The sequence below is a fragment of the Paracerasibacillus soli genome, from assembly GCF_042432965.1.
Classification (GTDB): domain Bacteria; phylum Bacillota; class Bacilli; order Bacillales; family Amphibacillaceae; genus Paracerasibacillus; species Paracerasibacillus soli.
The window spans coordinates 1-6,607 of record NZ_JBHLWL010000064.1 but is presented as its reverse complement, the minus strand read 5'-3'; the positions used below and the strand labels follow the sequence as shown (position 1 = coordinate 6,607).

Sequence of the window (6,607 nt, the reverse complement as noted above, 5' to 3'; positions counted from 1 at the left end):
GATTTTCCTTCCAGCTTTGTAACATTCATTCTTCGTTAAATATAATTGTTTTAAATTCATTGTTCATTTCCTCCCTTATTGTGTAACTGAGCAAGTGCATTTTTCAACTTCTCAGGTATTGGTAAACCCAAGTGTGAAGCATTTTCTAACATGGAAATTCCTTCATTCGAGCAATAAAAAAAGATGACTGCTGTTCTAAGAACGCTGCCATCCCCTATTAAATGTGTGTCAATCATATGCCCGACACCTACCAGTATAAAAATTAATACCTTCTTAAATATCCCTCGGTAACCAATCTCACTAGATAGTTCCTTATCAACAATTGCACACATAATTCCAGTGATATAATCAGCAACAACCAATATGATCAATGCATACAAAAAGCCATCTAACCCTCCTAAAAACCAACCAATAAATCCACCTAGTGCTGTAACGATGATTTGTATCCAGTTCCATATATCCTTCATAGAAAGTTTCCCCCTTCAATTTTAAAAACCTCTATATAAAAAGGGTGACCACATTTTGTAGACACCCTTGAATTATTCATATTTGTTTGGGTAATGCTTCCCACACTCGCATATCTTCCTGCCCTAATGACCAAATGGCAATCCCTCGTAATTTCCACCTGTAAGCTGCCTCATTTGCCCAATAAACCAAGCTATCAACATCTTGATAATAAAGAATTGAAAAACCATCCGCATCTCCTAAAAATAAACGTGATATCCAAAGGTTAATGTCCTTTGGTTTTATTTTGACGGTATAATCATTTCCCGCAATTAGTGGTAATTCTTGTGAGTGGAAGAAATCATAGTCCATTGATATATCATCACTTCTTGTGCTTATCTCTTCTACATCATTATTTACTTTAAAGACTTGGAACTCATTATCCCAGGTAACTCCTGTTCTTGGTATTCTTCCAAATTCTACTGTGTTTCCATTTGGAAAAGTTATATCTACACTTTCATATGGTTCGTATGTCCATGCATCTCCTAAACGAAGTAAGTCAGATATCATGCGGTTATCTGAACGAATTCCTGCATAGCCTCCACTGAAATCATTTATATCCACTTTAAATCTGAATGTGTTTGCTGCCCCGGAATACACCCTGACAGAATTATTACGAATTCGCATTTCAATCGTGTACAGATTAGGAGCAGTTCGTAAATTAGCGTTTGATGTTCGTTCAATTTGAACATTATAACTACCCAGTAATGAATTACTTTTATACAACTCTAGACGTTGAGAAGTATAATTTAAACAGCAAAACAAATCTCCACAAAAAACTCCTGCTCTCCCACTTCCGTTTTGTGGGAATCCAATTCTTGCTCTAATGTGTATATCTTTAAAATCTGAATATCTCCATGTCAATTCACCTTTTCCATCAAGCTGTGCATAAGGACGTGGATTGTTAAAATCATCTTTTTTCCATACTTCCCATTCACCGCTTAGGGTTGTCCAATAATTGCTAGGTAGCGGATTTTCATCCCTGAAGTCTTCGTACCAAATAAGGGCTGAGTCTGGTTTTCTTCTCAATACTTCGGTCGTTAATTTAAATGCCCGGTCAGGTTCTACCATTTTACCATTTACCCCTTTAAATTTTCGCGGGGCAAGTAAAAATTCTGCTTCACCCGCGCTAGATGATTGCCTGAAGTCTGAGCAGACCCTAAAACCATAAAACTGTACACCAGGTATTCCTGCTTTAACTTTGATGGTATGTGCACCTGCTGTTAAGGATATATTCTTCTTTAACGTTAACCAACAAGTTGTTCTCCAATAAGGCCACCATAGCCTACTCTCTTTAATTGTTGTTTCATCATTATCAATTGATATCTTAATAGAATTCTTATCCCAAAATGGAAAACCAATTCTTACTGCAATGTCATAAGTTCCACTAGATTGTAATGTGAAATTATATATCGTTTCACCGTTTTCACCGAGAGTAACCATCTGAGAAGAATCAGTTACAATTCCCGCATGACTATCATAATTACTGCCTTGACGGTCAATATATATATTTCCAAACTCCGTCTTTTGTTGTTTACTATACGCTGTTAAAAAGCTTCTTCGGTTATAATCTTCTGCAATTAATGGATTGGTTCTCGTAACTGCATCTGGACCTTCCATGTAATCATAGACATGTGGCAATGCCCATGGGACTTTATCGTAATCATCCCAATAAGCAATGATAGGAATCATCGGTTGCGGTGGTGCATCATTTGTAAAGTTATAACCACCTGTCATCCAAAGTTGTGCAGCATAATAGGTGTTGGACGTACCACGATAAACCCTATTTAAATTCTGAGGAGTATCATCAATTCGCCAGTTCCAACCGTAACCTGGAAGACCTAAGAATATCTTCTTTGGAGACATGACGCTTGTTGCATAATTATAAATACCTTCCAACCAATCTCGCGGGGAAACAGGACCAGGAGCGGAACCCGCCCAAGCCATCCCATAACTCATAATCGCAGCCGTATCACAATAAGGATCTAAGTCTTCATAAACACACCAGTTTTCTCCACCAACAGAACCTTGAACCCCTGTCATCCCAGGTAAGCAAATATTGACAAGCTTTGATGAATCGTACTGTTTTACAGTTTGATAAATATCTTTAAATAAAAGGTTCGCAGCATCTTTATTTTCATAACCACCACCACGTTCCAAATCAATATCAACACCATCACACCATGGATACTTATTCATGATTCGAACGATTTCAGATAAAAACTTATCCTTTGCACCATTTGTGTTATTTCTGATTGCTGTAAATATAGATGCCGTTCCATGATTCATGATTGTTAGCAGCCACTTTATATGAGGCCATTTATTAATATACGGCATCATGCTCGATATACTTGTCCCTGTTTCTTTAATAGTACCTGTAATATCTACCTCAAATGTAAATATACCTACCGTATCAAGCCTATCCCCGTATTTGTTTAAAGCCTCATACATTCTTGCGTTTCCCATGAAACTCCACACCATTGTCTTTTTGCCTTCTAGATATTGACTCATTGCTTGCCACTTCCTTCTTGCATTTCCTGGAATTCAAATAAAACTCGTGCTGCTTTTCCTTCTTCGAGTTCTACAATGTGCTTACTATCAGATGCTGCGGTATATTGATAAAACCCTTCTTTTTCTGTTTTGGATTGATTTCGCAACGCTTGTCTACTTGAAGCCAATAATGAAAATGTATCATCTGGATTTGCTACAGCTTTAAATTTCATCCTGTGCGAGCCATACCCTTGCGAAAGTTTAATACTTCCTGCTTTCATTGATTGTAGGGGTGTGATATGACAATCCAGTCCTGCAGATGTTGTTCCCAGATTAAATATGACAATCGTTTCTTTACTTCTAACCACTCCATTATAGAAACGAACTGGGAGAACCCCGCTTTCTTCTCTATATTTTTCAAGTGAGGTTTCTGTGTTTAAGACATATCCCGTTAGCTTATCGCCTTCTTGAAGTTGTATATCTGTATAATAAATCGTCCCCGTACAGTCTGTAACGAACAATTTCAAAGTTACATTTACGACTCTTTTATCTTCTTTCACACGTATCGTTTCACTAAATCGAGTAAATTGTATCGCCATTCAAATCACCTAACCATCAAGTGTCCACTTTATTTCTGATACATGCCCAACCCACCCAGTAGCGATTGAACCACCTTGCAATAGAAGATCCGTAAAATATACAGTTCCAGTACAATCTCTTACAAATAAACGGATTGTGATTCTTCTAATTTTTCCTGAACCTCTAGGATTTATTACATGTGCAGTTTGAGTTAAAAACACCATTTTAAGCACCTCTAATATAAATCTATAATTCTCTTTTCGATTGACCCATCTTCGTATTCAATTTCCACTTCAATCCCTACCTGTCCATTTGGTCCTTTCTCTAGATTTTCAGAACCTATTTGTGCGGATATTGTATAATTCTTTCGATTTGCTGGATATACAGTTTGATACATAGATTTCGTCATTCCCAAAACACCTTCTGCTTTAAAGGATGCATCTCCGCTTGCACCATTGTTAGGGTCAACTGTAAAACCAGAATTCACCCAATACGTAAATCCATCATCTGCCCTTGAATTTCTCAAATGATTAAACGGTACTAAATCTTTTATTTCCTGCCGATCAAGCACATCCGTGTCATGTAGCATATCTGCAGCCTTATCCCACTGGGCTGATGAATCACCTAATTCTTTTAATTTCGTTGACAGTTCAATCACTGTTTTCCATGGTTCTTGCAAATTGTACTGCCTGCGTACGATACGAGTCTTCACTTGTAAATTTAATTCTTTATCGTTAACGGTAACAATATCTCCTAGATCCCACTCTTCATGTTCATAACCTGTTAGTACGGATAAGTCCATAGCAGTTAAAACATAAGACACTCTTGGCTTTGCGTATTGACCTAACCTCATATTTGCAAACTCTAACATTTGATAAGGATTGCTAAATGATGAGGCATCAAGTGTTGCAATTCGAACTTCCGATGTAAAACTATAATCTTCTACATATGCTTTATTATTGTTAATAGATGAAAATGTCATGCCATCTTTACCGTATGCGTATAATCTTGTCACTAAACTTCTTGTATCCACTGTTCTTTGAATACTTTTCATATTCTTTCTATAGCTAAATAACGCACCACTATCTTTCCCGCCAAATGTCAGTAAATGAACTAAACGATTCGCACTATCAAAAATTAAATCTCCACCATGGATATTTTGCACTTCTCGTAATATAGATAATGCATTTTTCTCCTCTGATTCCCACGTTCGCTTTGTAGTTACATTCACATTTCCAACAGACCACTCCGTTCCTTCTAACGCATATTTCATTGGGACATCAGCAGTATCTGCATTAAATTCAATAGGCTGTTTATCCGTACTAAAAGCTAAGTCATAAAAATCTGCTTCTGCATATACGTGAGTGATGATATTACCTTCTTGGCTTTTTTCATCCGTTATCATTCGTATGCGATACACATCGTCTACGATTTGAATTTGTTTTTCGTTTTCAATACTTTCCCTTTTTAAATCATGAAAAGGAATCTTAAACTCTAAGATGTCAGCACCATTAATTTCACTTGTAACAATGACATCAAACGCATTTTCTAAAACTGCATCCCAAGCGCCGTTACTATCCAAAACGACAGGTCTAGCAAATCCAAGCTTTTCATAGGCGGGTTTTGGGATATCATGCAATACAATTTCTATTAGTTTCGGTGTTTTCGTTTCATCTTCTGTCGTTAAAGTAATGCGATAACGGATATAATCTCTATTAGGTGAAATTAATTCACCTGTTGGTCCAATTGTTTGCCACGAAGTCCAATCCTCAAGGTCATCTGATGTGGATGTTTCTACTAAACTAATCGCAGTTGTTCCAGCAATATATTCACTAGTTACTGAAACTCTACCATTGCCACCTAAACCACACTTTTTAGGTACTGTATAGAGCACTCCACTACTTGGATACTTGTTATCTTCTTGCTTTAAAATAACAGTACCTGGTTCCGTTAATGCATCGACTTGGGAGACATTATCTGCACCATTTGCTTGAATAGAAGATTTAAAGTATAAGTGTATATCTTCCATCGTTAACTTTGAATCTTTCTCAAAAAACCAATCATCAAAACCACCAGCATAATAATACCTATCTTGTAACATCCCCATCACAATATCAGCGGTACATTCCTCATTCAATACACCTGTATAACTTCTTACAGGTGATTGCCAAGTTGCCCCATTCGAGCGATCTCCGATAAAGTTTTGAATTGTTTTATCAGCCTTATTTATGATTGTTGTGATAAAATACCACCCATTGTTTATAAAGCTTATACTTGGTGTCTCGGATGTATCATAAATTAATGTCCCCGCGTTGTTATAAAGCATTAATCGTAGTCTTCCTTGATATAAAGATATATATAGAATTGGTTGTCCAGGTCCATTTCTTGTGCTAAATATAGGAATAAATGTTTGACCGATTGAATAGGTTGTCGGATTTATCCAGCCACCGACAATAATTTTCTCCCCTAGTTCAGTAAAAAAGTTACCATCATTGGTAGCGGTGAGATACGTCTTTTCACTTGTTGGATTGACAATATTCTGCCTGAAAAATCGCCCAAACTTCCCTGCCATTAAACTTGCAGATGTTCCAGACCAATTTGAAATAGTAAAATGATGATTATTCATACTGCTGTCTTTTAAGTGATTATCATCTGGTTGCGATTCGTTAAAACGCCATAATGCAACTGTTTCATCATGAATCGGAAACTCACCAGTAAAATCTGTTTGAGATGTTACAACCGATTGAATCGCCATAATAAAATCACCTCCATCTACTCTGACTTAATACATGAAGTTCCGTAAATGTTGCTCCTGTACTACTTACTTTTATTTCATTACTACCAGGATATAAAACTGGAAAATTTAACTCATCTAAAACAGATAAACCATTCCGAACCGTATTTCCACTTGAATCTGTTATTTTTGCAGTTAGTAATCCACTATCAACGATTAATATTTCATTTGATGATAATGGTCCATTAACTTTTAAACTTTCGCCATTTGTGGTAACCGTTAAAAATGTTGAACTTGAAC

The 6,607-nt window shown here is 36.6% G+C and carries 6 protein-coding genes; all 6 read right to left on the bottom strand.

All coding sequences use genetic code 11. From position 1 onward, the window contains the following. Positions 1-56 precede the first annotated feature (56 nt). Complete coding sequence (locus tag ACFFIS_RS16160) at positions 57-467, bottom strand: phage holin family protein (protein WP_390188376.1); 411 nt, start codon at positions 465-467, stop codon at positions 57-59. Positions 468-543: 76 nt separating this feature from the next. After that, entirely contained in the window at positions 544-3,015 is a 2,472-nt protein-coding gene (locus ACFFIS_RS16155; protein WP_390188374.1) for a glycosyl hydrolase family 18 protein, read from the bottom strand. Then, on the bottom strand, positions 3,012-3,593 hold the full coding sequence (locus tag ACFFIS_RS16150; RefSeq protein WP_390188372.1) for a hypothetical protein: 582 nt from the start codon (positions 3,591-3,593) through the stop codon (positions 3,012-3,014). The genes ACFFIS_RS16155 and ACFFIS_RS16150 overlap by 4 nt, the downstream gene beginning before the upstream one ends. A 9-nt stretch (positions 3,594-3,602) precedes the next feature. After that, positions 3,603-3,797, bottom strand: a complete 195-nt coding sequence (locus tag ACFFIS_RS16145) for a hypothetical protein (RefSeq protein ID WP_320378188.1) — start codon at positions 3,795-3,797, stop codon at positions 3,603-3,605. Positions 3,798-3,808: 11 nt separating this feature from the next. Then, positions 3,809-6,328, bottom strand: a complete 2,520-nt coding sequence (locus tag ACFFIS_RS16140) for a phage tail spike protein (RefSeq protein ID WP_320378187.1) — start codon at positions 6,326-6,328, stop codon at positions 3,809-3,811. Between the two features lie 7 nt (positions 6,329-6,335). Next, a partial coding sequence (locus tag ACFFIS_RS16135) for a hypothetical protein (protein ID WP_446686915.1) occupies positions 6,336-6,607 on the bottom strand: 272 nt, incomplete at its 5' end.

Bases quoted from the DNA above. Each gene is read 5' to 3' on its own strand.
- ACFFIS_RS16160 (WP_390188376.1), bottom strand. From the start codon at position 467: ATGAAGGATATATGGAACTGGATACAAATCATCGTTACAGCACTAGGT.
- ACFFIS_RS16155 (WP_390188374.1), bottom strand. From the start codon at position 3,015: ATGAGTCAATATCTAGAAGGCAAAAAGACAATGGTGTGGAGTTTCATG.
- ACFFIS_RS16150 (WP_390188372.1), bottom strand. From the start codon at position 3,593: ATGGCGATACAATTTACTCGATTTAGTGAAACGATACGTGTGAAAGAA.
- ACFFIS_RS16145 (WP_320378188.1), bottom strand. From the start codon at position 3,797: ATGGTGTTTTTAACTCAAACTGCACATGTAATAAATCCTAGAGGTTCA.
- ACFFIS_RS16140 (WP_320378187.1), bottom strand. From the start codon at position 6,328: ATGGCGATTCAATCGGTTGTAACATCTCAAACAGATTTTACTGGTGAG.